The 25458-nt window shown below is 66.1% G+C and carries 23 protein-coding genes; 8 read left to right on the top strand and 15 right to left on the bottom strand.

Annotated features, from left to right (window positions below; all coding sequences use genetic code 11):
• Positions 1–3: 3 nt before the first annotated feature.
• Positions 4–714: a hypothetical protein gene (locus A5648_RS10710; RefSeq protein WP_065024527.1), complete on the top strand. Its 711-nt coding sequence runs from the start codon at positions 4–6 to the stop codon at positions 712–714.
• 29 nt (positions 715–743) lie between these two features.
• Positions 744–2075: a DUF4226 domain-containing protein gene (locus tag A5648_RS10705; protein WP_065024526.1), complete on the top strand. Its 1332-nt coding sequence runs from the start codon at positions 744–746 to the stop codon at positions 2073–2075.
• A 5-nt stretch (positions 2076–2080) separates the two neighbouring features.
• Here the strand turns inward: A5648_RS10705 and A5648_RS10700 are convergent, their stop codons facing one another.
• The 4 genes from A5648_RS10700 to A5648_RS10685 all read right to left on the bottom strand — a co-directional run bounded on the left by A5648_RS10700 (position 2081) and on the right by A5648_RS10685 (position 6669).
• Positions 2081–2644 carry a hypothetical protein gene (locus A5648_RS10700; RefSeq protein ID WP_065024525.1) on the bottom strand — a complete coding sequence of 188 codons (564 nt, stop codon included), beginning with the start codon at positions 2642–2644 and terminating at the stop codon, positions 2081–2083.
• Between the two features lie 2 nt (positions 2645–2646).
• Complete coding sequence (locus tag A5648_RS10695; protein ID WP_064855808.1) at positions 2647–3111, bottom strand: DUF5078 domain-containing protein; 465 nt, start codon at positions 3109–3111, stop codon at positions 2647–2649.
• A gap of 229 nt (positions 3112–3340) precedes the next feature.
• A complete protein-coding gene (locus tag A5648_RS10690) occupies positions 3341–6250 on the bottom strand; it encodes an MMPL family RND transporter (RefSeq protein ID WP_207511659.1) in 2910 nt (969 codons plus the stop codon).
• Entirely contained in the window at positions 6247–6669 is a 423-nt protein-coding gene (locus A5648_RS10685; RefSeq protein ID WP_065024523.1) for an MmpS family protein, read from the bottom strand. Before A5648_RS10685 ends, A5648_RS10690 begins: the two co-directional genes overlap by 4 nt.
• 109 nt (positions 6670–6778) lie before the next feature.
• Here A5648_RS10685 and A5648_RS10680 point away from each other — a divergent pair, with 109 nt between their 5' ends.
• On the top strand, positions 6779–7462 hold the full coding sequence (locus A5648_RS10680) for a TetR/AcrR family transcriptional regulator (RefSeq protein ID WP_109470750.1): 684 nt from the start codon (positions 6779–6781) through the stop codon (positions 7460–7462).
• Here the strand turns inward: A5648_RS10680 and A5648_RS10675 are convergent.
• From A5648_RS10675 to A5648_RS10665, 3 genes are all read right to left on the bottom strand, one after another.
• Complete coding sequence (locus A5648_RS10675) at positions 7454–8482, bottom strand: DNA polymerase domain-containing protein (RefSeq protein ID WP_065024521.1); 1029 nt, start codon at positions 8480–8482, stop codon at positions 7454–7456. The genes A5648_RS10680 and A5648_RS10675 overlap by 9 nt on opposite strands.
• A 1-nt stretch (position 8483) precedes the next feature.
• A complete protein-coding gene (locus A5648_RS10670; protein WP_109470759.1) occupies positions 8484–9518 on the bottom strand; it encodes an ATP-dependent DNA ligase in 1035 nt (344 codons plus the stop codon).
• 106 nt (positions 9519–9624) lie between these two features.
• Positions 9625–10530, bottom strand: coding sequence for a haloalkane dehalogenase (locus tag A5648_RS10665; protein ID WP_065024519.1), 906 nt, complete (start codon positions 10528–10530; stop codon positions 9625–9627).
• Positions 10531–10604: 74 nt separating this feature from the next.
• Here A5648_RS10665 and A5648_RS10660 point away from each other — a divergent pair, with 74 nt between their 5' ends.
• Both A5648_RS10660 and A5648_RS24020 read left to right on the top strand, forming a co-directional pair.
• A complete protein-coding gene (locus A5648_RS10660) occupies positions 10605–11021 on the top strand; it encodes a DUF302 domain-containing protein (RefSeq protein WP_065024518.1) in 417 nt (138 codons plus the stop codon).
• Positions 11022–11034: 13 nt separating this feature from the next.
• A complete protein-coding gene (locus A5648_RS24020; protein ID WP_165607329.1) occupies positions 11035–11190 on the top strand; it encodes a hypothetical protein in 156 nt (51 codons plus the stop codon).
• Here the strand turns inward: A5648_RS24020 and A5648_RS10655 are convergent.
• Both A5648_RS10655 and A5648_RS10650 read right to left on the bottom strand, forming a co-directional pair.
• Positions 11187–11654: an NUDIX domain-containing protein gene (locus A5648_RS10655; RefSeq protein WP_065024517.1), complete on the bottom strand. Its 468-nt coding sequence runs from the start codon at positions 11652–11654 to the stop codon at positions 11187–11189. The genes A5648_RS24020 and A5648_RS10655 overlap by 4 nt on opposite strands.
• A 3-nt stretch (positions 11655–11657) precedes the next feature.
• The gene (locus tag A5648_RS10650) at positions 11658–13016 is read right to left on the bottom strand and encodes a WS/DGAT/MGAT family O-acyltransferase (protein WP_065024516.1); all 1359 of its coding nucleotides are present in this window, start codon (positions 13014–13016) and stop codon (positions 11658–11660) included.
• Positions 13017–13065: 49 nt separating this feature from the next.
• Between A5648_RS10650 and A5648_RS10645 the strand changes: the two genes are divergently transcribed.
• The 3 genes from A5648_RS10645 (at position 13066) to A5648_RS24605 (ending at position 15888) form a co-directional block, all read left to right on the top strand.
• Entirely contained in the window at positions 13066–13806 is a 741-nt protein-coding gene (locus tag A5648_RS10645) for an Rv3717 family N-acetylmuramoyl-L-alanine amidase (protein ID WP_082966427.1), read from the top strand.
• Between the two features lie 2 nt (positions 13807–13808).
• Positions 13809–15245, top strand: a complete 1437-nt coding sequence (locus A5648_RS10640) for a neutral zinc metallopeptidase (RefSeq protein WP_065024514.1) — start codon at positions 13809–13811, stop codon at positions 15243–15245.
• 319 nt (positions 15246–15564) lie between these two features.
• Entirely contained in the window at positions 15565–15888 is a 324-nt protein-coding gene (locus tag A5648_RS24605) for a DUF4333 domain-containing protein (protein ID WP_065024513.1), read from the top strand.
• Between the two features lie 374 nt (positions 15889–16262).
• On the opposite strand, the gene A5648_RS10630 is transcribed toward A5648_RS24605, so the two are convergent.
• The 6 genes from A5648_RS10630 to A5648_RS10605 form a co-directional block, all read right to left on the bottom strand.
• Positions 16263–16835, bottom strand: coding sequence for a hypothetical protein (locus tag A5648_RS10630; protein WP_065024512.1), 573 nt, complete (start codon positions 16833–16835; stop codon positions 16263–16265).
• 271 nt (positions 16836–17106) lie between these two features.
• Positions 17107–22017, bottom strand: coding sequence for a DEAD/DEAH box helicase (locus tag A5648_RS10625; RefSeq protein ID WP_065024511.1), 4911 nt, complete (start codon positions 22015–22017; stop codon positions 17107–17109).
• A 184-nt stretch (positions 22018–22201) separates the two neighbouring features.
• The gene (locus tag A5648_RS10620) at positions 22202–22573 is read right to left on the bottom strand and encodes a hypothetical protein (protein WP_131810550.1); all 372 of its coding nucleotides are present in this window, start codon (positions 22571–22573) and stop codon (positions 22202–22204) included.
• Between the two features lie 197 nt (positions 22574–22770).
• Entirely contained in the window at positions 22771–23367 is a 597-nt protein-coding gene (locus tag A5648_RS10615; protein ID WP_065024509.1) for a recombinase family protein, read from the bottom strand.
• Positions 23368–24119: 752 nt separating this feature from the next.
• On the bottom strand, positions 24120–24872 hold the full coding sequence (locus tag A5648_RS10610; RefSeq protein WP_131810549.1) for a hypothetical protein: 753 nt from the start codon (positions 24870–24872) through the stop codon (positions 24120–24122).
• A gap of 54 nt (positions 24873–24926) precedes the next feature.
• Positions 24927–25458, bottom strand: a 532-nt coding sequence (locus A5648_RS10605; protein WP_065024507.1) for an IS3 family transposase, incomplete at its 5' end; no start/stop codon positions are given.

Raw genomic sequence — 25458 nt, 5'->3', positions numbered from 1 at the left:
GGCGTGAGTCGCACCGTCGCCACGGTTTGGCACGCGTCGCTCTCGACTCTCGCCGCCATTGTGTACTTCTTGTTCGTGCTGCCCCGCTGGTGGGAGCTGACCGACTTCACCTCGCACGTGCTGGGCACTGTGCTGCGGATCATCCTCGGGGTGCTGGTCGCCGTGACCGCGCTGCCGGTGGCGGCCACCTTGAAGCGCGCCCGCAAGCCGGAGTACGGCACGCCGCAGCTGGCGCTGACGCTGCTGACCGGCTCGATCGTGGCCCACATCGTGGCGGGGACGCTGATCGCGGGCGCCGCGATCAGCGAGATCTGGCTGTCGCTGGACAGTGCCGGGATGTGGTTGTTTGGCATTTACGGGGCGGCCGCCGCGATCGCCCTGCTGGGGATCGGCGCGTTCTACCTGTCGTTCGTCGCCGAGATGCCGCCGCCCCCGCCCAAACCGATCAAGCCCAAGACGGAGAAGCAGCCGAAGCGCCGGCTCCGGCGTGGCAAGAAGACCGTCACCGCCGAGGACTCAGACGAAGACGAGTCCGGCGACGAAACGGAGCCGGCCGAGGCTGACGAGACCGCCGAAACCGAGACCGCCGAAACCGAGACCCAGGCCGAGGAGATCCTCGAGCCGGCGGGTGAAGAGTCCAGCGAGCCGGCCGTGAGCGGCGCCGAGGAGAAGCTGCGCCCCTCCGGCAAGCGCCGGGCGAAGAAGAGCACGTAGCCCCGCCTCACCCGGCTAATCTCTGCGCTATGACCGAGAATCTCGGTGCTTTCGCCGACGCGGCACGGGCGCGAGAAGAACAGCTGGCCAACCGGCTGGCGGCGTCGGTGGCCGCCGATCAACAGCTCCAGACCATCCTGCGCGAGGCCGTGCAGCACAACTCCAGTTCGCGGCAGCGCCTCGATGCGCTGGAGTCCGAGATCCGACAGGCCGCAAGCACCTGGCCGGGACTGGACACCCCCGCCGGGTCCCGCCAGTTCCAGCGATTTCTGAACGGCAAGACCCGCGAGATCCACCAGATCGTCTCCGACGCCGCCGCGGACAGCGAGCATCGGGCCGGCCTGGTGCGGACCCTGACCCACCGCTACGAACTCGACGGTGACGACGGCGAGGATCCGCATATCCGGCTGGTGGACAATGAGATTCCGGCCGATACCCCGCCGCCGCACGACCCCACCATCGACGGGCGCGGCAGCGAACCGGTGCCGGAGACCCAGGACGGCTCGCCCTACGACTTAGGCGCCACCATCCCGGGCACCGGCATCGTCATCACCGGCGACCCGGAAACGGGGCACCCGCGGCTACACATCCCCGGGCAACCCGACATCGACAACCCGTTCCCCACCGACGAGGGGTTCCGGGCGCTGCCGACCGGTACGGCGATCGGCCCGAACGGCGAGCAGTACGCGTTCTACAGCGTGCGCCCCTACGGGACCGGGACGTCTCCGGACAACTACATCGCCCCGGAGTCTCGGGTGCAGAATCTGGCCGACCCCGCAACGGATTTGGGGCCGCTGATGGGCACCACGCTCGGCTCGGACACCAAAATGGGCATCTCGCAGGCCAGCGGGGTCTACGACGCGGCGTCGGGACGGATGGTCATCGTCGGCAACATCGGTCAGGACGGTCAGCGCGCGATGTGGCAGTCCGACCCCATCGCCCCCGGCGCCCCACCCAACGCCTGGATGAACAGCCTGCAGCAGGTCGGCGCCTTCGACAATCTGGGCGCGGGCAACCGGGAGAACCAGATCGTGGCGCTCCCGCAGGGCGGATACCTGCTGACCAGCGCCAGCGACGGCGGCCAGGTGATGGGCGTGACCGCGGGCAGTCCCCAGGGGCTGCTGCAGGCGCCGTCGCACGAAATCACCGGCCCCGGGCTCATTTCCAGCCCCGGGAATCAGCCTGCCGTTCCTTACGGCCCGAGCATCGTCAACGTCGAGACGCTTCCGAACGGGCAGGAGCAGGTCACCATGCGGGTCAGTACCTGGCCGACCCCGGAGGGCTGGCCGGTGGGGCCCGATGCCCCGCCGCCGCCCTATCATCCGCGGACCTATACGACGACGTTCAACGTCAACCCGTAGGGTCGCTAAAAGGCGGTGCTTCCCGCCGGCCGCAGCACGAAACCGTGATGTCCCAGCGAGGTGTCCAGGCAGGCGACGAGTTGGTCGGCGCCCACCGCACAGGTCACGTTGGCGTAGGAGACCTTCTGCCCCACGCCCAGGAAGCCGCCGTTGGAGAACTGCCGGCCGCAGCTGGTCGATTCGCGGTTCAAGCGCAGCCCGGCCGCGCCCTGCGAGCGCACGGTGCCGATCACACATCCGCCGGGCACCGGCGCACCCGAACTCAGCGGTGCGTTGGCCATGCCCGGCATGTCGCCGTCGCACATGATCGCCTGCGAGGAGCCCGCCGGCGGTTCGATGGCGTCGAACTGGCACGCGATGTTGTATGGGGTGGCGAAATTCACCCAGCGCCCGGGCCCCTTCGGGCCGGTGCTGAGGTAGTCGTCGACCGGGACCGTGGTGAAGTCATCCAGGTTGGGAAAGCCCGCAGGTTGGGCTTGTACCGGTGAGCCCTGCCCGGCCATGAGCAGACCGCCCGCCAAGCCGGCGAGGGCCACAGCCTGCGTGACTCGACGGATGAGCATCGGCATGGTTACGGCTTGGGCGCCCAGTCCCACACCGACATGTCGTCGCGCGGGTACTGGCTGCAGGCTTCGGTCGACTTGGCGACGACACCCTTGTTGTTGAAGAAGATCTTGGCGTGGTTGGGCCAGGACACCGTCAGCGGGTCGGCGAAGTTCGTCGCCAGTTCTTCGGAGTAGGCCCGGCGCTGCTCGGGGCTGAGCGAGAAGAACCAGTGCATCTTGTCGATAGCGGCCTGCTGTACCTGCACCGGCTTGTTGTGCATGTCGATCATGTAGCGCTCGTAGTAGATCGGCGACAGGTCGCGACTGGCAGCCAGCATCTGCTCGGCGCTGCAGTCGGTGCGGATCACCCGCCGCGGGATCGGAAAGTCGTCGGTGGCGTCAGCGGCGGCGGTGGCGGGGAACAGGGCGGCGGCGAAACCGGCGACGAAGGCCAGCGCGACTCCGCGCCGAATTGGGCGATGCGTACGCATGGAATCCACTGTAGCCATTATCCCGTTCTTTCCCTATGTCGGTTTGCGGCGGCAATCCCCGCTGGTGAGACCGCTGCGCCGGGTGAGACGGACGCAACGGCACAGGGCTGCGGAATTATCCGAACTCGACACGTAATGCTACATAACTTTAGCCGGGCTACCTAACTATTCTTCCGCCCTGGCCGCATGGGCTCGCTCACAACCGAGCACCGGTTGTGTTCCCCCCGCCTCAGGCCTGCGGACGGGAGAACTCCTCGGTCGACTCGGCGTCGGCGGCGTGCTCGGCCGCGGCTTCGCGCTGCCGGGCGGCTTTGCCGCCGACGTGCGGCAGCACGTTGATCGGCCACCAGAACCAGCGGCCCATCAGCGCAGCTATCGACGGCGTCATGAACGCCCGCACGATCAAGGTGTCGAACAGCAGCCCCAGCCCGATGGTCGTGCCGATCTGCCCGATGATGCGTAGGTCGCTGACCGCCATCGAGGCCATGGTGAAGGCGAACACCAGGCCGGCCGCCGTCACCACCTTTCCGGTTCCGCCCATGGCTCGGATGATGCCGGTGTGCAGACCGGCGTGGATCTCCTCTTTGAATCGGGAGACCAGCATCAGGTTGTAGTCCGAGCCCACGGCCAGCAGGACGATCACCGACATCACCATGACCAGCCAGTGCAGTGGCATACCGATGATGTGCTGCCACACCAGCACCGACAGCCCGAACGACGCCCCCAGTGACAGCGCGACGGTGCCGACGATCACCAACGCGGCGACCAGCGCACGGGTGATGATCAGCATGATGACGAAAATCAGGCACAGCGAGGCGATTCCGGCGATCAGCAGGTCGTAGTAGGAACCGTCGTGCATGTCCTTGAACAGCGCCGCGGTCCCGCCCAGATAGATCTTGGCGTCCTCGAGCGGCGTTCCCTTGAGCGCCTCCTCGGCAGCTGTGCGGATCTGGTCGATACGCGAAATGCCTTCGGCGGTAGCGGGATTGCCCCGGTGCGAGATGATCATGCGGACGGCCTTGCCATCCGGGGACAAGAACATCTTCATCGCCCGCTGGAAGTCGGGGTTCTCGAACACCTCCGGCGGCAGGTAGAAGGAGTCGTCGTTCTTGGACTCGTCGAACGCCTTGCCCATCGCGGTGGCGTTGTCGCCCATCTCGTCCATCTGGGCGAAGATCCCAGACATGGTGCTGTGCATCGTCAGCATCATGGTCTGCATGGTCTGCATGGTGTCGATCATCGGCGGGAAGGTGGTCAGCATCTCCGGCATGAGCTTGTCCATGTCGCCCATGTGCGCGATCATCTTGTCCATGCTCTCGCTCATCTGATCGACACTGTCGACCATGTCGAACGCCGAGCGCAGCGAGAAGCAAATCGGGATGTCGTAGCAGTGCGGTTCCCAGTAGAAGTAGCTCCGGATCGGCCGCCAGAAATCCTCGAAATCGGCGATGTGGTCCCGGATGTCGTAGATCTGGCCCTGTAGGTTGTCCATGTCAACCACCATCGCGTGGGTGGTGGCGGCCAACCGGCTCATGTAGCCGAGCATCTGGCGCATGGTGGCGATGGTCTCTCCCATCGCATCGGCCTGGGTGAGCATGTCGTCCATGCGCTTCTTCTGGAACTGCATGGTCGCCATCTGGCCGGCGTTCTGCATGCTGATCTGGAACGGGATCGAGGTGTGTTCCAGCGGGGTGCCCTGCGGCCGGGTGATCGCCTGAACCCGGGAGATGCCGACGACCTTGAACACCGCCTTGGCCAGTTTGTCGATGACCAGGAAGTCCGACGGGTTGCGCAGGTCGTGATCGGATTCGATCATCAGCACCTCCGGCATCATCCGGGACTGCGAGAAGTGCCGGTCGGCCGCGTTGAAGCCCTCGTTGGCCGGTATGTCGGTGGGGATGTATTTCCGGTCGTCGTAGGCGGGCTGGTAGCCGGGCAGCGCGAGCAGGCCGACGGCCGAGATGGCCAGGGAGGCGACCAGAATCGGACCCGGCCACCGGACGATCGCCGTACCCAGCTGCCGCCAGCCCCGGGTGCTCATCTTGCGCTTCGGCTCGAACAGGCCGAACCGGCTGCCGACGGTGATGATCGCCGGGCCCAGCGTCAACGCGGCGAGCACCGAGATGACCATGCCGACCGCGCACGGGATGCCCAGCGAGACGAAGTAGGGCATGTGGGTGAAGTGCAGGCAGAACACCGCCCCGGCGATGGTGAGGCCGGAGCCCAGGATGACGTGCGAGACGCCGTTGAAAGCCGTGTAGTAGGCGGTTTCCGGATCCTCACCGTTGTGGCGGGCTTCGTGGTAGCGGCCGATCAGGAAGATCGCGTAGTCGGTGCCGGCGGCGATCGCCAGCGAGACCAGCAGGTTGACCGAGAATGTCGTCAGTCCGATCAAGTGGTGATGGCCCAGGAAGGCCACCACTCCGCGTGCGGCGGACAGTTCCAGGCCGACCGAGGCCAGCAGCAGCACCACGGTGGTGATCGACCGGTAGACCGCCAGCAGCATCGTCAGGATCACCATGATGGTGACGGCCATCATCCGCAGCATGGACTTGTCGCCGGCGGAGTTCATGTCGTTGGCCAGCGCCGCGGTGCCGGTGACATAGACCGTCAGCCCTGGCGGTTTCTGGACCGAGTCCACGATGTTGCGGACCGACTCCACGGAGTCGTTGGCCGCCGCCTGCCCGATGTTGCCGACGAGGTTCAGCTGCACGTAAGTCGCTCTGCCGTCGGCGCTTTGGGCACCGACCGAGGTCATCGGGTCGCCCCAGAAATCCTGGACGTGCTGCACGTGCGCGGTGTCGGCTTCGAGCCGCTTGACCATCTCGGCGTAGTACTCGTGTTCGGCGTCGCCGAGTTCGTGGTCGGCCTCCAGCACGATCATCGCGGTGCTGTCGGAATCCGACTCCTGAAAGACCTTGCCCATCTCGGTCATGGCCTGCATGGATGGGGCGGTGGTCGGACTCGCCGAGACGGCGTTCTCCTTGCCGATCTGTTCCAGCGACGGCACGGTGACGCTGAGCAGCACGATCAGCCCCAGCCAGGCGAGGATGATGGGCACCGACAGCCGGCGGATGGTGCGCGCGACGAATGTCCGCTGAGGAGGTCCGCCCGCGCTGTCGGTTATAGGCGAACTCATGCCGCCTTCAGCAGACAGAAGGTGTAGGCGTTCACCTCATTGGAGATGCGTTCGGCCTTCACCTCCCCATCCACGGTGATGCGGCAGCCGATGCTATTGCTATTGCCTTGCGCCATAATGCTTCCCACCACTGCCGGCAAGGTAGTGACGATTTCGAGCTGCCATGGCAGCGCGGCGTCGGAGACGCGTTGCGGTTCGGAGTTGACGTCGAAGTAGCTGATGTCGGCCACGGTGCCCGGCGGGCCGAAGATCTCATAGGTCAACCGCTTGGGGTTGAAGGGCTTGGTCTCGTCGATCTGGCCGTCGGCGTAGGTCGGCCGCTTCTCGGATCCGAACAGGCCATGGATACGCGTCACCGTGAACCCGGCGACACCAACGACGGCCAGAATCACCAGGGGTATCCACACCCGACTCAGCACCTTGAAAATCGGAGTCCCCTTCAGCTAGCACCTTTGGGTACCCTAACCCAAGTCCACGTGCGTAAACGCACGCTACAGCACGCTCCGGAGCTGTCGCAACGCACATCGTGTGCGTTATTCTCGCGCGGTGCGGCAGGTCTCATTTCAACGCGCTCGCAGCGAAGAAAAGAAGCGGCAGCGGGCAGAAGCGCTGGTGGAAGCCGCCCGTGCGGTGGCGCTGGAGGCCGGTGTCGCGTCGGTGACCTTGACCGCGGTGGCGAGCCGCGCCGGGGTGCACTACTCGGCCGTGCGCCGCTACTTCAGTTCCTATAAAGAGGTGCTCCTCCGTCTGTCAGCCGAGAGCTGGCAACGCTGGTCGGAGTCGGTCTGCACCGACTTGGACCGGCCCGGCCCGATGTCGCCGGAGCGGGTGGTCCAGACCCTGGTCAGCGGGCTGGCCGCCGATCCGCTGTTCTGCGACCTGCTGTCCAACCTGCACCTGCATCTGGAGCACGAGGTGGACGCCGAGCGGGTGATCGAGGTGCGGCGGGTCAGTGCTGCCGCGGTGATGGCCAGTGCCGGTGCGATCGAACGGGCGCTGCCCGCACTGGGGCCGAAAGGGGCGCTGGATCTGCTGTTGGCGGCCTATTCGCTGGGGTCGGTGCTGTGGCAGGTCTCACACCCGCCGCCGTCCCTGACCGAGGCCTACGCCGACGAGCCGGAACTGGCGCCCGGCTGGGACCTGGACTTCAGCACCGCGCTGACCCGGCTGCTCACCGCGACCTGCGTGGGGCTGCTGGAGCAGTCAGCCTGACTTCTCCCGGCTGGGCTGCACCCGCTTGGGCTCACCGGGCATCTTCGGATAGTTCGGCGGGTACGGCAGGTCACCGAGGCCACGCGCTTCGTCGGCGACGACCATCTCCAGCAGCGGCTCGAGGGATTGTTCGAGATCATCGATGGTGCGCCACGGATCACCGCGACGTGCCACCAGGTCGGGCACGGTGGCGATGGTGTAGTCGTCGGGATCCGCGTCGGCGAGTTCGCCCCAGGCCAGCGGCGTGGAGACGGTGGCGATCGGGGTGGCCCGCACCGAGTAGGCCGACGCCATGGTGCGATCGCGGGCGTTCTGGTTGAAGTCGACGAAGATTCGCGCGCCCCGTTCTTCCTTCCACCAGGAGCAGGTGGCCGCCTCCGGTGCGCGCCGCTCGATCTCGCGGGCCAGCGCGATTCCGGCCCGGCGGACCTCGATAAAGTCCCAGTCGGTCTTGATCCGCAGGTAGATGTGCAGGCCGCGGCCCCCGGAGGTCTTGACGTAGCCGACGAGTCCGAGTTCATCGAGCAGCGGACGCACCACCTCCAGTGCGACAGCACGGGCCTGCGTGAAGCCGGTGCCGGGCTGCGGGTCCAGATCGATGCGCAGTTCGTCGGGATGGTCGGTGTCGGGACAGCGCACCGGCCAGGGGTGGAAGGTGACGGTGCTCATCTGCACCGCCCACAAGATGTCGGCGGGCCGGATGACCTTGAGGGCGTCGGCGGTGCGGCCGGACGGGAACGTCACCCGGCAGGCCTCCAGATCGTCGGGATGGCCCCGCGGCAACCGCTTTTGGTAGACCTCGGCACCTTCGATGCCGTCCGGGAACCGCTGCAGGTGGGTGGGCCGGTCCCGGAGCGCCTGCAGCAACGGCCCCTTGGCCACCGCCAGGTAGTAGTCGGCCAGCGCCCGCTTGGTGCCGCCCGCGCCGAGCCGGGGAAAGTACACCTTGTCGCCGCTGGTGAACCGGACGGCGGTGCCGTCGACGATCAACTCCTCGTCCGATTTCCCGCCTGTTCCCATCTCAGCTCTCCAGCACGTCGGCGAGTTCGTAGTTCAGCGGGACGTCGAGCTGGTCAAAAGTGCAACTGGCCGGGTCCCGGTCGGGGCGCCACCGCAGCAGCTTCACGGTGTGGCGGAAGCGCATCCCTTCCATCTGGTCGTAGGCGACCTCGGCGACCCGCTCGGGCCGGATCGGCACCCACTGCTTGTCGGCCTTGTTGGGCCCAGTGTTCCACCGGCTGGGCTCGCCCTCGCGGACGTCGCCGAGGCGCAGCGGCTCCAGCTCAGCCAGGAGCTTGAGCCGGTCGGCGTCGGTGAACGAGGCCGCGCCGCCGACCATCGCCAGTTCGCCGTCGGGGCGGTATAGGCCCAGCAGCAGCGAGCCGATGCCGGCGCCGCTCTTGTGGATGCGGTAGCCCATCACGACGCAGTCGGCGTCGCGGCGGTGTTTGACCTTGACCATCTCGCGCTTGCCGGGCAGATATGGCCCGTCGGTGCGCTTGGCGACCACGCCGTCCAACCCGGCCCCTTCGAACGTGGTGAGCCAGTGCATGGCCTGCTCGGGGTCGGCGGTGGCGCGGGTGACGTGGCAGCTGGGGCCACCGGTGATCAGCTCCGCCAGCGCCTCGCGCCGCACCCGGAACGGTTCGTCGAGCAGCGAGGCTTGCCCGGTGGCCAGCGCGTCGAAGCCGATGAACTGCGCCGGGGTCTGCTCGGCCAGCATCCGCACCCGGCTCTGGGCGGGATGGATGCGCTGGCTCAGCGACTCCCAGTCCAGCCGGGTGCGTCCGCCGATCTGCCGGGGCACCACCACCTCCCCGTCGAGCACGCAGCGCGGGGCGACCTCGGCGCGCAACGCGTCCAGCAGTTCCGGGAAGTAGCGGCCCAGCGGCTTGCCGTTGCGCGACTGCAGCAACACCTCGTCGCCGTCGCGAAACACGATGGCGCGAAAGCCGTCCCACTTGGGTTCATAGGACCAGAGGCCGGGTTGGTCGGGAACCTTGACCGCCGCCTTGGCGAGCATCGGATCCACCGGCGGGGCCACGGGCAGGTCCATGCTGTCCATCAAAACCCCGCCGACTGTGCGGTTTCATCCGCGACACACCGGAGTTGGCGGATAGAAACGCACATTCGACGGGCGGGGCGGGACTGGCATAGGACCTTCAACGGCGCAGGAACTCCACGATGTGGCCGGCCAGCTCCTCGCCGGCATCCTCCTGCAGGAAGTGGCCGGCGTCGTGGATCACCGGGTGGGCGCGGCCGCGCGCGCCGCGCATCTCGCGCTGGAAGATCGGACCCATCGCCCCGGTGATCGGATCACCGTCACTGAACGCCACCAGCATCGGGGTCTCCGAGGCGCACAGCGCGGCCCACGCCGACCGGTTAGCCGGGGCGGCCGGGTCCTCGGGGGTGGTCGGGATCAGCGACGGCATGGTGCGCGGGCCGACGCAGTAGCTGTCGTCGGGGAACGGCGCGTCGTAGCCGGCCCGCACCGCGTCGCCCATCGGCTTGCGGCACCCCGACTGCACGAACCATCCGACGTCGATCGTCGGCGCGCTCTGGATCGCCTCCCGGAAGCGCCACCAGATCTCCGGCATCGGGATATCCCCGGTGGGCAGTCCGGTGTTGGCCACCACGACCCGGGCGAACCGATCCGGGTTCTCGGCGACCAGCCGCAGTCCGATCAGCCCGCCCCAGTCCTGGCCGACCAGCGTCACCCGCTGCAGGCCCAGCACGTCGAACGCCAGCGCCCGCATCCACTCGACGTGGCGGGCGTAGGTGTGGTCTTCGGCGCGGGTCGGCTTGTCCGAGCGCCCGAACCCGACCAGGTCTGGACAGATCACCCGGTGTCCGGCCTCGGCCAGGATCGGCATCATCTTGCGGTACAGATACGACCACGACGGCTCGCCGTGCAGCATCAGGATCGGGTCGCCGTCGTCGGGACCGTCTTCCACCCAGGCCACCCGCAGGGTGCCGCCGTCATCGTCGTCGAGGTCGCAGAACTGGGGCGAATAGCCGAAGTCGGGAAGGTTGACGAACCTGTCGTCGGGGGTACGCAGGGTCTGCATGAGGCGACACTACCGTGGCGGTATATACCCCATGGGGTATATTGGGGGTATCCACGGCGACCAAGGAGGTCTCAATGTCCGTCGCGATGAGCACCGCGGTTTCCGGCGTCGACTTCGACACCGTTACCGCCAAGACGCGAGAATTACTGAAAGACAACGGTTTCGGTGTACTCACTGAAATCGACATGCAGGCGACGCTGCGGGCCAAGCTCGGTGAGGAGATGGAGCGCTACCTGATCCTGGGCGCCTGTAACCCGCCGCTGGCACACCGTGCGGTGACCGCCGACAAGCGCATCGGGGTGCTGCTGCCCTGCAACGTGGTGGTTCGCGAGGACCCGCAACAGGCCGGCACCGTCCTGGTCGAGGCGATGAACCCGCAACTGATGGCCCAAGTCGTCGACAATCCGGCGCTGGGGCCGATCGCCGACGAGGTAACCGAGAAGATCCGCACCGTCATCGATACCCTGGCGGGTGCGTTGCGCACCGCCTGAAAGGAAACCGCTGATGTGCTACCCCGTGCCGTGTCGGGTCTGTGGCAAGACCACCTGGGACGGCTGCGGCGAGCACATCGCCGACGTGCGCGCGCAGGTGCCGCCCGAGCAGTGGTGTGAGGGGCACGCCGAGGCGCAGGCCCCGCGGCGTTCCTGGTTCCGCCGTTAACCGTTAACCGCAGCCAGCAGGCGGTCCAGCAGCGGACGCTGGCCGGCCAGCAACTTGGTGCGCGCTTGGGCGACGGTGAACCAGCCGACCCGGTCGACCTCGGGAAACTCCCGCAGTTTGCCTGACCGCGGTGGCCACTCCAGTTCGAAGGTGTTGCTGCGGGCGTCAGCGACGTCGAGGTCGCCGCGCACAGCAAACGCCGTGACCACTTTTCCACCGGCCTGTCGCACCACACCGAGCTCCAGTCGCTCACCGTCGGGCGGGTCCAGTCCGAGTTCCTCGACGAATTCACGTCGCGCGGTGACCCACGGGTCCTCGCCGTCGGGTTGCTCGCCCTTGGGGATCGACCACGCCCCGTCGTCCCGGCGTGACCAGAACGGCCCGCCGGGATGGGCGATCAGCACCTCGACGGCGCCGTCGGGTCCCGACCGGTAGAGCAGCAGCCCGGCGCTGCGCTTGGCCACGGGTCAGACACCCACGGCGCGTTCCAGGTCTTCCAGCGCGGTGTCCAGGTGCCCGAGCAGGCGCTGCAGGTGCGGAATCGACCGGCGGCAGCCGACCAGACCGAAATCGAGGTTGCCGGCGTTGCTGACCACGGTCATGTTCAGCGCTTGCCCGTCGAGGGCGATCGACAGCGGGTAGTTGCCGTCCAGGCGGGCGCCCCGCCAGTACAGCGGCTCGTCCGGGCCGGGCACGTTGGAGATGACGATGTTGAAGGGCGGGGGCGCCGCCGAGACGAAGCCGGGGATCGCCGCCAAGGCCAGCGGCGCCATGTTGGCCGCGGACAGTGCCAGCGCCTGAGCACGCGGCAACTCGCTGAACACCTTCTTGTTGCGGCGCATCGATTCGCTGATGGTCTCCAACCGCTGCGCCGGGTCGGTGAGATCGGTGGCCAGGTTGCACAAGATGGTGCCGACCATGTTGCCGCCGGAATCGGCGTCGGTGTCGCGGCGCAGGCTCACCGGCACCATCGCCACCAGCGGATGCTCGGGCAGGGCGTGCTGCTCCTCGAGGTAGGCCCGCAGCGCCCCGGCGCACATCGCCAGCACCACATCGTTGACGGTCACCCCGGCGGCCCGTTTGATCGCGACGACGCGGGCCACCGGCCAGGACTGCGCCGCGCACCGGCGGGCCCCGCCGATCTTGACGTTGAGCATGGTGCGCGGGGCTTCGAACGGCAGGGTCAGCTGCTGTTCCAACAGTGCGGCACGCGCCAGCTTCACCGTCGACGGGCCCAGCGCCGCAACGTCTTTGGCGATTCCGGTCAGCTGCCGCAGCCGAGACGGGGCATCCGGGCGCGGCCGCGACGGCGGCGCGAGGGACCACGGGGTGCGCAGGTCTGCCGCCCGCGGATCGTCCGACAGCGTGCGTCGCAGCAGCCGCAGCAGCGACACCCCGTCGATCAAGCTGTGGTGGATCTTGACGTACACCGCGAACCGGCCGTCGTTGAGACCCTCCACCAGGTGCGCCTCCCACAGCGGACGGTGCCGGTCGAGCAGGCTGCCGTGCAGCAGCGACGTCAACTCCAGCAGATCGCGCACCCGGCCCGGCACCGGCAGCGCTGAGCGCCGCACGTGGTACTCGATGTCGACGTCGTTGTCGAAGGCCCAGCCCACGTTCGCGATTCCGCCGAGCAGGGTCGCCGGATGTTTACGGAAGGCGGGCTGCAGATCACGGGCGGCCAGCAGCCCCTGGTAGATCTCGCCGACGAACTCCAGCCCCGCGCCCTCCGGCGGCTCAAACAGCATCAGGCCACCGACATGCATGGGATGCTCGCGGCTTTCGGCTAAGAGGAAGACCGAATCGGTCGGTGACATCAGCTGCATCGATCCATTACACCCCGGCCGGCCGTCGCCCGCTTGCTAGTCTTTGGCGGTGCGCCGCCGGACCATTGCCTGTGTCGCCTTCGCCGCTTGTTTCGTGGCGACTACCGCCGGTGCGCCCACCGCGCCCGCCGACCCCGACGGCCCGGCCGTCTCCGGCAAGACGGTGTTTCTGGATCCGGGTCACAGCGGCGCCACCGACGCCTCGATCACCCGGCAGGTGCCCAACGGACGTGGCGGCACGAAGCCCTGTCAGACCAGCGGGACCGCCACCGACGACGGCTACCCCGAGCACAGCCTGAACTGGGATGTGACCAACCGGATCCGGGCGGCCCTCGACCAGCTGGGCGTACACACCGAACTCTCGCGAACCGACGACGCGTCGGTAGGGCCGTGCATCGACGCGCGGGCCGCCGCCGCCAACACCGCACGCCCCGATGCGATCGTCTCGATCCATGCCGACGGCGGACCGGCCTCAGGCCGCGGCTTCCATGTCAACTACTCCAGTCCTGCGCTCAATGATGCCCAGTCCGGCCCGGCGGTGCGGCTGGCCGGTGCCATCCGCGACTCGCTGGCGGCCGCCGGGATCCCCGAGTCCAGCTACCTCGGCGCCGACGGGCTCTACGGCCGGGCGGATCTGGCCGGGCTGAACCTGGCCGAATATCCCGCGGTGCTGGTCGAATTGGGCAATATGCGCAACGCCGACGACGCGGCGTTGCTGGGCAGCCCCGACGGGCGCGCCCGGTATGCCGCGGCGGTCACCAGCGGGATCGTCGCGTTTCTGCGCGGGTGACGATGTCCAGATTGGTTGTCGCACTCACCACCATGCTGCTGGTGCTGACCGGCTGCGCGAGCGGCCCACCCACAGTGGTGGCCGGCCGGGCGGTGTCGATGCTGTATGACCCGGGCCGAGTCGGCGGATTGCCCGCCGCCAATGGCCCCAGCGGCCCGCGCGGCGACGTCCCGCCGGTGACCGCCAGGTTGGCCAACAGCGACGGCGGACAGATCGACCGGTTGGCGCTGCTGGCGGTCGACGACATCGAGGACTTCTGGACGCACCACTACGCCCAGTCGCTGCGCGGACGCTTCACGCCGGTGTCGACACTGGTGTCCTACGACTCCACCGACCCGAATTCTCCGGCGGTGTGCGGCGGCGACGTCTACCGCCTGCCGAACGCGATGTACTGCCGCCGCGCCGACACCATGGCCTGGGATCGGGCCAAGTTCATGCCGACGGCCCGAAAGTACTTCGGCGACATGGCGATCAACGGCACCTTGGCCCACGAGTACGGGCACGCCCTGCAGGCGATGGCCAACATCGTCAACCCGCTGACCCGAACCCTGGTGCGCGAGCAGCAGGCCGACTGTTTCGCCGGGGTGTATCTGCAGTGGGTGGCGGCGGGCAAGTCGTCGCGCGCGCAGTTGGGTACCGGCGACGGGCTCAACCATGTGCTGGCCGGGCTGATCGTGATCCGCGACCCGGTCTCGACGCCGGACAACCCGGTGTCGGTCTCCGACGAGCACGGCACCGCGCTCGACCGGGTCGGCGCCTTCCAGACCGGCTTCGACGGCGGCGCGGAGATGTGCGCTCAGATCGACATGGGCGAGATCCGCAAGCGCCGCGGGAATCTGCCACGCTCGCTGTTCGATTCGGACAACCCGCAAAGCGACCTCACCATCGACGAGGGCGTGTTGTCGACGCTGATGGAGCAACTGGGACAGATCTTCGGCTTGTCCCGCCCACCGAAGCTGGCGACGTCGGGCAAGTGCCCCAGCGGCCATGAGCCCGACCCGGTGGCCTACTGCCCGGAGACCGACACCATCGTCGTCGACATGCCCGGACTACAGGACATGAGCGCACCGACGGATCAGTCGACGATGGGGATGCCGCAGGGCGACAACACCGGATTGTCGGCCGTGACGTCCCGCTATGCGCTTGCGGTGCAAAGTGAACGCGATGTCGGTCTGGCGTCGGCGACCGCCGCGCTGCGCACCGCGTGCCTGACCGGGGTGGCCCAGCGCCGGATGGCCGAGCCGATGACGATGTCGTCGGGCCCGGGACTGATGCTGGCCGGCGGTGACCTGGACGAGGCGGTCACCGGTCTGCTGATGAACGGGATAGTCGCCAGCGACGTCGACGACCACACCGTGCCGGCCGGATTCACCCGGATCCTGGCGTTCCGGTCCGGGCTGCACGGCGATATCGACGGCTGCTTCGAGCGGTTCCCGTGATGGGGGCGCGATGAACCGTCGCGACGAACCGCCCGAACCACCGGAGCGGCGGACCAGGCCGATCCCGCGGCCTTCGCAGCCGCGCGGGCCTGCCCAGCCGCCCTATCGGCCTGCGCAGCCTCCCCACCGGCCCGCGCAGCCTCCCCGCCGGCCGGCGCAGCCTCCCCACCGGCCGGCGCAGCCTCCGCGCGGGCCCGCGCAGCGTCCCGAGCAACCGTGGTATCTGGAGTTCCGGCGGCCGCCGGCCCCGCAGCAACCGGCGCGGCCGGCCGCTGCTCCCCCGAAACCTGCTGGCCCGCAACGTCCGTCACAGCGGGTCGTGCTGATCGGCGCGGGCGCCACCGGGCTGCTCGCGCTGGCGCTGCTGCTGACGCTGGTCCTGCGCGGCGTGGTCGGCGGCTCTGGGACGGTGCAACTCGACGTCGGCCACGCCCAAGACGGGGTGCGCGGCGTGCTCACCGATCCGATCAACGGCTACGGGCGTGAGCAGGTGGGCGATGTGCGCTGCAACAACGGGGTCAACCCGACCGTCCGCAAAGGCGGCACCTTCACCTGCGCGGTCACCGTCGACGGCGCCCGACGCCACGTGCTGGTGGAGTTCACCGACAACGCGGGGACCTACGCCGTGGATCGGCCGCGGTGAGCGCTGTGCGGCCAACGTGCACGGTTGTACGCCGCTCCCAGGGAGTCGGCGTACAAACACGCACGCTCGGCGCGGGTTTGCTATGGCGGTGGCGGAGGGATTTGAACCCTATTCGCGGGTGCAGGTCGACGCCAGGATGAGCTTTGAGCTGGCAAAACTCGATCACACTCGATCACCTACATCGCAGATGATGCGTCCAAATTGTGTCCAGCTCGCGTCCATTCACGAGCCGAAGGAGGTAGATGGTCTGCGCATGGCGTGCGGCGGGGCACACCTTGGGCCGGAACTTGCCGCTCTGCATCGCCTGAAGTGCGGTGGAATGCACCGAGTCCTCCACCGACAGCACCGGGTGTTGTTGCGCTGGCGTGCTCGATCTAGAGGAAGGCCCACCCGTTGACGTGCGAGGCCACGAGTCCAGCATCGACAAGACAGTTCGTCCAGTCGTTCATCGCATCCTCGGCGAGAACAAGCGCGTCGTACTCCTTGCCGTTGATCGTGATGATCCACATCCATTGATGCTCACCAATTCGAGGGACGTCATCGACAAGTCGCCGAGCGAACTCCGGTAGGTCGTCGACGGACGACATACACTCGTGCGTGACGTTCGCGTGACCACCCTCCGAATAGCTTGAGCGGTCCAACACGGCGTGCTTGGACTCGTTCGCGAGGTCCGCGCATGCAGCGAGTGCGATTGATGTCCCCGGCTTCCGCTGCGCTGGGTTCTTCGAACGCTGACCGAACAGCTGCCGCACCGCGTCTTTGGAGGATTGATCAATGTCGGCGGCCTGCAGCCAGTCACATAACTCGAACGCGTACCGGCAAAACTGCTGCAAGGCCTCGCGACTAGTTATCGGATCGTCGACATTGGTGTCTTCGACCACTTCTCGAAGGTCGACGAAAGAACGCCAGAGACGTTCAGCGACCACCTTCCAGTCGTCTTCTAGCATTGTTCAAATCTAACCATCTCGGCGGACATTCGTTGCCGTGATCTCCCCATCGATATTTGTGTCAGAGGTGATCCGGTCGCCGCCATCCGGCATTCGCTCCCCTATTCGACTTCAGTCTCACCGCTTGCGAACAGCTCGACCTGTTCTGAGGGCGAGTTCGACGGCCTGGTCCTCGCGGCCGGTTGGATAGCCGTCGCGGGCGGACAGAGGGCCGACCATGGAGCGCATCCCGGCCCCGACGCCGCCGCTCAGGCTGCAGCCCACAACGCCGCTACGTGCTGAGGCTGTCCGCAATCTTCGTCGTCTCGACGGCGATGGTGGTGACCTTCTTGATGAGGTCGACGATGTAGGTCGGGTCCCCGTGTTCGTCGCACCAGTCGTTCGGGTCGTTGACGATGCCGGAGGCCTTGTCGGTCTTGACCTGGTAGCGGTCGATGATCCAGGCCAGGGCGGACCGGGGGCCGAGCATGTAGCGTTCGGCCTCTTTGGGGATGCCCGCGATGGTGACCTGCGGGTTGTAGACGATGGTCGTTTGGTCGGCCTTGGAGGCCCATTTCATCGTCGCGACTCGCCAGGTCTCGCGGTTGTCCGGCCCCGCACCGGGCTTGAGTTGGACGTCAAGCGGGTAGGGGTCCGCGGTCTCATAGCCAACGTGCAACTCGGCCAGCCGGTGTCCAGCATCGCCTAGTTGTTCGAAGCGCTCCCGAGTCTGCGGGGTGGGGATGTGCGGGAGCATCTTCTTGAGGTCGGCCGCGTAGCGGGTGCGGTAGTCAGGGTCGTGGAGCAGGCCGTAGACGTAGTAGAAGATGTCGTCCTTACTCACGTGTCCGCCGATGGCGTCGCGGTACAGGGTCAGAATGGCGTCGGTGATGTTGTCCACCCGGCGATACCCGTACTCGTCGACCGGACCATCTTCAGCGCTCATGAAGTTCAGGCCGTCGTCATCCAGGTTGGCCTCCTCGTAGGTCCAACGCGGGAAGAACTGCGCGGTGTCCAATACGTGCAGGTTCGGGAGCAGGTCGGTGATAAACGGCGTGAACTCGAAGTGCGACGCGGGGCCGGTAACGACGATGCCGGTGTTCTTGTGGTGTGGCGTCGGGAACATGGATGCCAGTTGGTACACCATGTCGTTAACTCGACGATCGAAGTAGCTCCATTGCCGTTGAAATGGGCGGTAAGCGCTCAACCGCAGGCTGTTTCCTGAGTACGCGATGGTGGTGTTCTTCGCGGCGTACTGCCTGAGGCTTCGGTTCCAGCTGATCATTCCGTCGCGAGTAAACTCGGCCTTCGACTGCAGGAACCGAGTGACGTCAGCCTCTCTGGGAAGCGCTCCTCGGAACTCCCTTTGGAAGGCTTCCCTGACGATGTCGTACTGGGTGATGAGTTCGTGGATGTTCGCATTGAGCTGATCGCGCGAGTAGTCGTAGCACCAGGGATCACGCCCGGTCTTCAGGCCGGATGAATAGCTCGCGAAGACGGTCAGGACCCCTGAACGGGCTCGCTTGTCTCCGATAGTTGGCCAGCTGTTGTAGGTGTCGTCGCGTTGGTTGATCCAGTCGCCGTGCGTGTTGGGGGTGATGGTCCGCCAGTCAATGGTGTCAAACTGGGCTTGACTGACCGCGCGAATCTTTTCGCCAGCGGAGAGGTAGTCAGCTACTTCGGTGTACTGGACGGTTATAGGGCCGGTCTGGTGTGGGTCTCTGACGAGTAGGACGATGGCGATCGCCGCCCTTGATCCTCCATCGGTGTTACTGATCTCTGTGCCGTCAGCTCGCCGCCCACCGAACTCGAAGACGGGTCGGCCTTCCTTCCGGAGCTCCTCACCACTAGTCCGGCGATTTCCTCGCAGGTTGTAGACGTAGATCGTGCTGTAGTCGTCGGCCAGGGATAGGCGCATGCCGTCGGCAGTATTGCCATCGATCCAGCCCCCGTTGGAGACGAACCCGACGATCCCGGCGTCTCCGATGCGGTCGGTGGCCCACCGGAACGCGCGGATGTAGGAGTCGTAGAGGCTGTTCTTGTTGGTCGCGGTCGACCGCTTGACGTAGGTGTCCTCGATGCGCTTGTCGAGGGTGCGGTACTTGATGTTGGCGTTGAGGTCGTTTGCGCTGGTCTGCCCCACCGAATACGGGGGGTTGCCGACGATGACGTTGATCGGGGTGGCGAGCTGGGCTCCGATGCGAGCGTTGTTGTGGGGGAACATGACCGAGTCCATTGAGTCATCGGCTTCGCTGATCTGGAAGGTGTCAGCGAGCACGATGCCCGGGAACGGCTCGTAGTCGTCTTCCCCTGCGGTCTTGCCGGTCAGGGCGTGGTAGGTGGTCTCGATGTTGACCGCGGCGATGTAGTAGGCGAGCAGCATGATTTCGTTGGCGTGCAGTTCGCTGGCGTACTTGCGAGTCAGGTCGGGCGGGTGGATGAGGCCGGATTGCAGTAGCCGGGTGATGAAGGTGCCGGTGCCGGTGAACCCGTCGAGGATGTGCACACCGGCGTCGGTGAGTCCGCGCCCGAAGTGGGTGCGAGAGACGGTGTCGACGGCGCGCAGGATGAAGTCGACGATCTCGGTCGGGGTGTAGACGATGCCTAGAGCATCGGCCTGCTTCTTGAAACCGATGCGGAAGAACTTCTCGTACAGCTCGGCGATAACCTGCTGCTTCCCCTCGGCACTGGTGACTTCGGAGGCCCGACGGCGCACCGAGGCGTAGAAGCCCTCCAGTCTGATGGTCTCGGCTTCCAGCCCGGCATCACCGAGGGCGTCGACCATCTTCTGCATGGTTCGCGAGACAGGGTTGTGGGAGGCGAAGTCGTGCCCGGCGAACAGGGCGTCGAAGACCGGTTTGGTGATCAGGTGCTGGGCCAGCATGCTGACTGCATCAGCGGTGGTGATGGAGTCGTTGAGGTTGTCGCGCAGGCCGGTGAGAAACTGCTCGAACCCCGCGGCGGCGTCGGAGTCGGCTGCGTCGAGTAGGGCGGTGATGCGGGTGACCAGGCGGGCGGCGATGTCGGCGACGTCGGCGGCCCACTGCTCCCAGTAGGTGCGGGTGCCGACCTTGTCGACGATGCGCGCGTAGATGGCCTCCTGCCACGCGGACAGGGAGAACAGCGCCATCTGCTGCTGGGTCAGGTCGCTGGCGGCGGTCTCGGTGGTGCCGTCGTCGGTGACGGGGCCGATGTGGTCGAGCATCAAGGTGCTGCCCTGGCCGGTCTTGGTGTCGGGCTTGCCGTTCAGGGCGATGGAGTTGACCATCGCGTCGAAGCGCTCGTCGTGGGAGCGCAGGGCGTTGAGGACCTGCCAGACCACCTTGAACCGCTGGTTGTCGCCGAGCGCTTCGGACGGTTCCACGCCTTCGGGGACTGCGACCGGAAGGATCACGTACCCGTAGTCTTTGGACTCCGCTTTGCGCATCACCCGCCCAACGGACTGCACCACGTCGACGACGGAGTTGCGGGGGTTGAGGAACATCACTGCGTCCAGGGCCGGGACGTCGACGCCTTCGGATAGGCAGCGGGCGTTGGACAGCACCCGGCACTCGTCTTCGGCGATGACGCCTTTGAGCCAGGTCAGTTGCAGGTTGCGTTCCAGGGCGTTGAAGGTGCCGTCGACGTGGCGGACCGCGCAGGTCAGCCCGCGGTTAGTGTCGTTGATGGGCTGGCCGTCGTTCTCGTGCTCGTTGAGCATGTCCTGGTAGGCCTCGACGACCAGCGGGAACATCTCGGTCAGCTGCTTGGAGGTCTTGATGTCGCGGGCGAACGCTACTGCGCGACGCATCGGGGCCTCACCCGGGGCGAACCCGCCACCATCCGGTGAGGTTCCAGCCCGTTTGGCCAGGCCGTTCCAGCAGCCGATGATCTTGGAGGCGTCATCGAGGGGCAGTTCGCCGGAGACGGTTGCGAGCTGTTGTTGGAGCCGGGGTGCGATCACGGACTCGTTGACGGTGAGGACCAGCACCTTGTAGTCGGTGAGCAGGCCGCGCTCAACGGCCTCGCCGAAGCTCAGCCGGTGGAATTCCGGGCCGTAGGTCAGTTCGTTGTCCATCGAGACCAGTTCGGCGGAGTGCTCGTCGGCCTTGTCTTTGACCGCGTCGGCGAAGATCCGCGGTGTGGCGGTCATGTACAGCCGCCGTCGGGCCTTGAGGTAGTCAGAGTCGTGGACGCGCACGAAGTTCGATTCGTCCTCACCGGCCAAGGTGACCCCGGTGGTGCGATGAGCTTCGTCGCAGATGACCAGGTCGAACTCATCAACCCCAGCATCTTGGGCGGCGGCGACGGCGGGCAGGGACTGGTAGGTGGAGAACACCACCGTTAACCCGGCGGCACGCTTACGGTGCGCCATGTCCTGTGCCAGGCGAGCCGGGTCGGTGGTGACCGGGATCGGCACATCGTGGACGTTGTAGTCCTCAACCGTGCGCGACACCTTGGTGTCCGAGCAGACCGCGAACGCCCGCAAGTCCAGCTCGGTCTGGGCAGTCCACTCCCGCAGCGTCTGGCTCAACAGCGAGATCGACGGCACCAAAAACAACACCCGCGCCGCCCCGCCCTGGTCGGCAGCGACGCGCTCGCACAGGCGTAGCGCCGTGAAGGTCTTTCCGGTGCCGCAGGCCATGATCAGCTTGCCCCGGTCGTTCCCGGAGGCGAAGCCGCGCAGGACGGCGTCGATGGCCTGTTCCTGGTGTGGCCGGGGCGCGAACCGCTGCGATGGGGTGAGTTCGATCTGGAGTTGCCCGGCGGGCCAGGCGATGTCCCAGTCGATGCGGGACTCGGCGATCATGTCGAGCCCGATGCGGCTCACCGGCTTGGAGCGGCCCTCCAGCGACTCCTCGGCGTTCTTGCCCCACCGGTTGGTGGTGGAGATGATGATGCCCTTGGTGAACGGGTCCTTGCCGAGTTCGTTGAGGAAGGAGTCGATCTCGCCTTTCGGCAGGGTGTTTCCCGGCTCGTAGAACTTGCACTGAATCCCGACGTACTCACCGGTGTCACGCTCGCGGGCCACCAGATCGATGCCGGTGTCGATCGTGCGGTTGCGGCCGGGCCAGTCGATCCACCGGCACACGTGGTCGTACTGCTGGACCAGCATCGGGTCAAGTTCGAAGTAGCGCACCATCAACTTCTCGAACTGGGTGCCGCGCTCAGAGTTCGACGGCGCTTGGCGCAGCACCTCGATCACGTCATGGATCGAACCCATATCCCTGCGCACCCTCCGCGTCGACTGTGGACGACCTCATCATCGCCTACCGACAGTTACAGGCCTACAACATCTGGACGTCGATGTAGGCCCGGGCGGGATCGGGATATCGCCTGCCTCTGAGCTGGCGAACCCCGGGTCGGGCCTCGGTCAGCGCTGCCCGGCTTCAGTTCATTGGCCGGCGCTAGGCGTGGGAGTCCGGTACCCAGGGCTTGAATGCCCGATGTTTCAGGCCCTCGTATCGCTTGCGGAAGGGGCGACCAATCTGGCGTGCCACGTCAGCGAGCATCGCGTTTTTCTCGATATAGAAGTCGCGGCGCGGCTCGTCGAGTTCTCGCGCCTTGTGCAAGTCGTCGCCGTAGCGGCGGATCATGGCCTTGACGGGAACGCCGAACTTGCGTGCCTTTATTTGAAGAGCCAGTAGGAGCAGTTCTTCCTTAGTTGGGATGCCATGCACGAAGGGGCTGCCGCCGGGAAGGTCCACATCTGGAAAGTTGATTCCGTAGCGATTCCGCCAGTGTTCGACTCTGCGCGATCTCGCCGTAATGTCGTCCATGGTTGTTACCTGCCCTCATTCGTAGGCCCGCTCATCGCCGCACTGGTCAAGTGTGGCCGCTGGGAGCCGATGGTCGCGCGCCGCGGCCGAGAACCGCCGAACGATCGGGGGCTTCCCGATCAGGATCGCCGGGCGAAACGGAATCAACTGGAAACAACCGCGGCATGGCCGACCGCAGCTGCCGCAGCTTCGGTCGGTCAGCTCTTCTCGGACAGGTAGCGGTACAAGGTTGGTACTTTAAGGCCTAGTTGCTTGGCGATTTCGGCGACCGGTTCCCCAGAGGCGCGCATCCGCTGGGCGAAAGCGACCTGTTCGTCGCTAATCACCCGAGGCCGACCGATCGGCAGGTTGCGGGCCTTCCGGGCAGCTTTCGCGGCACTACGACGTTCGCGACCCAGCTCCAACTCCAGTTCGGCGAGGCTGGCCATAATCCCAAGCACGGCCCGGCCAGTGGGCGTGGAGCTATCGACCCCCTCCCGCAGAGAGCGGATAATCACGTCATAGTCGAGCAACTGCTTGATGGTGGCCATGACCTCGGCGGCGCTGCGTCCCAGCCGGTCGATACCGACGACCACGATGGTGTCGCCAGCGCGGGCGTAGTCCAGCAGTGCGGCCAAGCCGGGCCGCTGCTCCTTCGTTGAGGTGCCGGTCAGCTTGTCGTCGTATACCCGGTCGCGGTCGACCCCAGCGGCGGTGAGTGCGTCGACCTGTGCATCGAGGGACTGATGACCGGTAGACACCCGGGCGTAGCCGAGCAGGTGGCCGGTGACGGGGTTGGCGACAGAAGACGTCATGCTGTCGATTATATCTCAAAATACCGACGGGCGACGGTTTAGATAAGAGAGAACTTTCGAGAAAATTGAACTGCGGATACGCGAGCGCCGGCAGCTTCGCCGGACAGTCTCTCGAAACTAAAGAATCGAGACAACTGTTGGATAGATGGGCGGCAGCAGTGAGAAAGTGTCATACAGGTGTGGGTCCTGCTTGCGCGCATACGTGACCGGGGGGTAGAGCATGGATAGCTGTCCGTGCCTTCATACGTGATGATGCCGCCTAGCTGGTCCCGCCCGGGGCAGAAGGCATGAACCGTCAGCGATCTACGTCCGTCGGATCTGGTCTAGCGCGGCACGTGCCTGAAAGGCATCGGCCTGGCCGGGCTTGTTGCTTACCGACGAGCCCGCAAGCCACCGCTTATCGGTGGCCTACTAGATACATGTGGCCACAGGTGGGACCGAGCCTTCGACCGAGGAACGTGGGGCGTCCTTTGGCAACGCCCTGACCGAATCCGTCTGGCTCCACCCGATTGGACTGGTCAGGCCATGGCGGCCGCGGAAAGGCTTCGACGACGTTGAGATCGCGCCATTTGCGGTCGCTGGACGCCGTATGCCCGTAACTGCTCTTCAACCTCGGTTCGAACGCTGCTCGACAAGTCCGCTTCGAGCAATCGTTGCAGGAAGGAGACGACCGCAGCATCAGCCTCGGACAGGGTAGTGGGCTTCTTACGTGATCTGGGAGCCATGTATATCCTCCTCCGCTACCACCGATCCTACGGATCGGGAAGAGCCCTCATCAGAAGGCTCGCGGTCATAGCGGTCATCTTCTTGGCGGTGTCAGACGCCAGTACTTTAGTCTTGCCCTCCTTGTGGACCGCGGGGCGATCCACCGACAGTACGCCTACGACCTTGCCCGCGCTAGAGATGATGGCAGCAGCCCGCACTTCGCAGTACTTGCCCGCAAGGGCTGCTCGTTCCGAATCTGTCATTTCCTCGCGGCCACGACGCCCAGCCTCGCTGTCCTTCTTCTGTTCTTCAAGCTCGGCCGTAGTCCACCATTTATAGTCCTCGTTCTTGCTCTTCCATGCTCGCCCCACGCACCCCTTACCCATCGTCCACTTGACGCGGCTCTTATTAGGCGTTTCGCCGAAGCGAAGTCGGGCGATTCGCTTGAGAACTCCAGGGCGGCGACTCAATCGCGCCCAAACACTCCGGTGTACGACAAAGACACTGGCTCCCAAGGTGGTTGTAGCGACTCCAGCATGGCTCGCGATCCCAATCAGCGCCTCAGCGATCAAGACGAAACATGCCTGCTGTACCGCTCGGAGCTTGTGGTCTTTCGCTCGCGATTTGAGGCTGAACCCGCTGACGAGGAACAGGGCACCGGAAGTCGCCAGCCCTGGAGCGGCGGCGATCCAGCCCGTAGCGGGGAGCTTTCCAACCGCGATGAGCGAAGTGGTGACGCCCGACGATAAGGACACAAGGGCAAGAAATCCGTCCCAAAAATTCTGTCGAAGCCTCCTCACCCGCACACCCCTCTTTCCGTAGCACTGAATCGCCCCGGCATGTCCGGAGACTTTCTAGTTTGAGACCTCGACGGGTGTCGAAGTCGGTTGTTGAGCGTAGTGCGCGGCCTCCAACTCCGCTGGCGGCATATCGCCGCAGTACTCGTAGAGCCTGCGGTGGTTGAACCAGTCGACCCACTCGGCCGTAGCGATCTCAAGGTCGTCGAAGCCCTTCCACGGCCGCCGCGGCTTGACCAGCTCGGTCTTGTAGAGCCCGATCACGGACTCGGCCAGAGCGTTGTCATACGAGGACCCCACCGCCCCGGTCGAGGGCTTGATCCCGGCGGTGGCTAGGCGCTCGGAGTAGGCCACCGACAGATATTGGGTTCCGTGGTCGTGGTGGGCGATCAGTCCGGCCAGGTCGTTGCCTTCACGCTGGCGGGTCCAGATTGCCTGCTCGACCGCGTCAACGACGAGCTGGCTGGTCATCGTGGTGGCCACCGACCAGCCCAGGATCCGCCGAGCGTAAGCGTCGATCACCAACGCCGTGTAGCACCAGCCCGACCACGTCGAGACATAGGTGAAATCGGCCACCCACAAGCGATTC

It is taken from the genome of Mycolicibacter sinensis, from assembly GCF_001673565.1.
In the GTDB taxonomy this organism is placed as follows: Bacteria; Actinomycetota; Actinomycetes; order Mycobacteriales; family Mycobacteriaceae; genus Mycobacterium; species Mycobacterium sinense_C.
This window is presented reverse-complemented; position numbering and strand designations above follow the sequence as displayed.

Coding starts and splice junctions, on each gene's coding strand:
- A5648_RS10620 (WP_131810550.1), bottom strand. CDS start 22,573: ATGGACGACATTACGGCGAGATCGCGCAGAGTCGAACACTGGCGGAAT.
- A5648_RS10705 (WP_065024526.1), top strand. CDS start 744: ATGACCGAGAATCTCGGTGCTTTCGCCGACGCGGCACGGGCGCGAGAA.
- A5648_RS10625 (WP_065024511.1), bottom strand. CDS start 22,017: ATGGGTTCGATCCATGACGTGATCGAGGTGCTGCGCCAAGCGCCGTCG.
- A5648_RS10660 (WP_065024518.1), top strand. CDS start 10,605: ATGTCCGTCGCGATGAGCACCGCGGTTTCCGGCGTCGACTTCGACACC.
- A5648_RS10615 (WP_065024509.1), bottom strand. CDS start 23,367: ATGACGTCTTCTGTCGCCAACCCCGTCACCGGCCACCTGCTCGGCTAC.
- A5648_RS10690 (WP_207511659.1), bottom strand. CDS start 6,250: ATGAGTTCGCCTATAACCGACAGCGCGGGCGGACCTCCTCAGCGGACA.
- A5648_RS10695 (WP_064855808.1), bottom strand. CDS start 3,111: ATGCGTACGCATCGCCCAATTCGGCGCGGAGTCGCGCTGGCCTTCGTC.
- A5648_RS10700 (WP_065024525.1), bottom strand. CDS start 2,644: ATGCCGATGCTCATCCGTCGAGTCACGCAGGCTGTGGCCCTCGCCGGC.
- A5648_RS24020 (WP_165607329.1), top strand. CDS start 11,035: ATGTGCTACCCCGTGCCGTGTCGGGTCTGTGGCAAGACCACCTGGGAC.
- A5648_RS10650 (WP_065024516.1), bottom strand. CDS start 13,016: ATGCAGCTGATGTCACCGACCGATTCGGTCTTCCTCTTAGCCGAAAGC.
- A5648_RS10640 (WP_065024514.1), top strand. CDS start 13,809: ATGTCCAGATTGGTTGTCGCACTCACCACCATGCTGCTGGTGCTGACC.
- A5648_RS10675 (WP_065024521.1), bottom strand. CDS start 8,482: ATGGGAACAGGCGGGAAATCGGACGAGGAGTTGATCGTCGACGGCACC.
- A5648_RS10670 (WP_109470759.1), bottom strand. CDS start 9,518: ATGGACCTGCCCGTGGCCCCGCCGGTGGATCCGATGCTCGCCAAGGCG.
- A5648_RS10630 (WP_065024512.1), bottom strand. CDS start 16,835: ATGCTAGAAGACGACTGGAAGGTGGTCGCTGAACGTCTCTGGCGTTCT.
- A5648_RS10665 (WP_065024519.1), bottom strand. CDS start 10,530: ATGCAGACCCTGCGTACCCCCGACGACAGGTTCGTCAACCTTCCCGAC.